The 1,850-nt window shown below is 31.9% G+C and carries 3 protein-coding genes; all 3 read right to left on the bottom strand.

The genetic code is table 11. The features are described 5' to 3' along the window. Window positions 1-109: 109 nt before the first annotated feature. The 3 genes from RTP52_RS20200 to RTP52_RS20190 are packed head-to-tail and all read right to left on the bottom strand — an operon-like array spanning window position 110 to window position 1,505. Window positions 110-307: a hypothetical protein gene (locus RTP52_RS20200; protein WP_312373186.1), complete on the bottom strand. Its 198-nt coding sequence runs from the start codon at window positions 305-307 to the stop codon at window positions 110-112. 56 nt (window positions 308-363) lie between these two features. After that, a complete protein-coding gene (locus tag RTP52_RS20195) occupies window positions 364-1,074 on the bottom strand; it encodes a hypothetical protein (protein WP_312373184.1) in 711 nt (236 codons plus the stop codon). Beyond that, window positions 1,071-1,505, bottom strand: coding sequence for a helix-turn-helix domain-containing protein (locus RTP52_RS20190; RefSeq protein ID WP_312373183.1), 435 nt, complete (start codon window positions 1,503-1,505; stop codon window positions 1,071-1,073). The genes RTP52_RS20195 and RTP52_RS20190 overlap by 4 nt, the downstream gene beginning before the upstream one ends. Window positions 1,506-1,850: the final 345 nt, after the last annotated feature.

Raw genomic sequence — 1,850 nt, 5'->3', positions numbered from 1 at the left:
AAATACATTCACTACATTCACTTGTCATACTCACACCTCACCAAATCCTAGTTTACCGCACAAAAAAACTACCAACTAAATATTAGCTAGTAGTTTGATTTAATTATTTTTAGTAATGATTTATCATAAATTTAGTATCTTCGATTAATTGTTTTGCCTGTTCTTCTGAAAATGTTTTTTCTACTGGCTTATCACAATAATCATTCTGATTATAGTACTTTTCTGCCTCTTCCTTTTTTTCAAAACAAAATAATTCACTTTTGTCCTTACCCAATATTCCCTGTTCTACACAATATAATTTTGTCATTCTTTTTACCCCTCCTATTGTTTTATAAACTGATTTTGTGAAGTCTTTCATCATATTTAGTTTTGCTTGTGTTGCTTATGTATTGTTTGCTTGTATTCTTCGTACCATTCTAAAAATTCACCGAAAATTTTCTTTTCTGCTATACTTCTTACTTCTATTGCATCATTCTTATCGTCGTATCTTCCTAGATAATAAGGCTTGCCTTGGAAGCCTATAGATACATACCATTTGTTTCTCTCTTTATCCCATGTAACACCTTTATGACCGGAAGTATTATCATTTCTTATTTTCATAGTCAAATTACGAACGTTTGTTTTTTCTATGCAACCTTCTTTTATAATTGCTCCAATTTCTTTACCATGTTTCGACTGCCATTCTTTTGCGATACATCCACAACTACTAACTCCTAATCTGTCTAAATCAGTGGAAGAAGCTTCTTTTGTATTTCCACATTCACATTCACAATACCAAATTGCAGCACCATTGTTCTTGTCCCGTTTTCCTGTATCGTATTTAGCAGTAAGTTTACCAAATACTTTATCTGTTATGTTTTTTACAGTAGCTAGATTGTTCTCCGCATTATAACACCCACAGCTAACTTGTCTTCCTGATGTAACTAGATCGGCACGTATCCATTTTATATCTCCGCATCTTAGGCATTCGCAGTAATAATATGTCCTATTCTTTTCTCCTATCTTTTCTCTTTTTTGTTCTATAACTTTTAAATAGTTATAGACCTTACCCCGATTGTCTACAACTGCTCTCATTTCACCCCGTCCTCTATTTCTTTAATAATCCAGCGTTGTAGTTTAATTGCCTTCTCTTCACTAATTCCGAATCTATCTTGCAAGTATCCGATATAACTATCTTCTTCTGCATTAGATAAATAAAATTCTAAAGGCGTGTTATATTCTTCTACATAATCAGCGTGACAGGATTTGTCCATTTCAGTTTCTACGGCTTGTTTTACAATTCTATCGTCAATATCATCTTCAATCTCTTCAATACTTTCAATAAGCTCTTTTATTTCACATCCAAGTACTAAAGACAATCGATAAAGCGTTGATACAGAAGCCTTATTAATATCTCTACATCCTTGTTCATAATCTTTTATCGACCTAAGCGCTATTCCAGATAATTTATGTAAGTCTGGCTGTGTCATCCTCATGCTTTTTCTTAATTCTTGTAATTTGCTCATTTTCAAATTCCTCCTTATTTTTTATCTTGTATTCATTATACCGCTATAGCGGTAGTTTGTCAATGTATTTGGGGGAATTTTGTAATTATTTATATTTTCAACTAGCCAATATTTAGTTTTCAATGTACTATTAATTCTTTGAATCTTAAGTTAACGTATTAAATACATGATTATGCATCCCATAGCCAATCCAACTAAAAATGCTTTATGAATATCTCGCCTTTGTTTTTATTTAATTTATTTTTCATTATGTTTTACCTCTTTCTAATTATAATTTACTCACAGTGAGTAAATCCTAGTTTAACGACCTACTTCATCGGCATAGATTCCCTCTGAACATCCCCA

Origin of the sequence: Lachnoclostridium sp. (genome assembly GCF_031997925.1) — a bacterium.
Taxonomy (GTDB): Bacteria; Bacillota; Clostridia; order Lachnospirales; family Lachnospiraceae; genus Lachnoclostridium.
This window is presented reverse-complemented; position numbering and strand designations above follow the sequence as displayed.

Excerpts from the sequence above, each read along its gene's own strand:
- RTP52_RS20195 (WP_312373184.1), bottom strand. The coding sequence starts at position 1,074 with ATGAGAGCAGTTGTAGACAATCGGGGTAAGGTCTATAACTATTTAAAA.
- RTP52_RS20190 (WP_312373183.1), bottom strand. The coding sequence starts at position 1,505 with ATGAGCAAATTACAAGAATTAAGAAAAAGCATGAGGATGACACAGCCA.
- RTP52_RS20200 (WP_312373186.1), bottom strand. The coding sequence starts at position 307 with ATGACAAAATTATATTGTGTAGAACAGGGAATATTGGGTAAGGACAAA.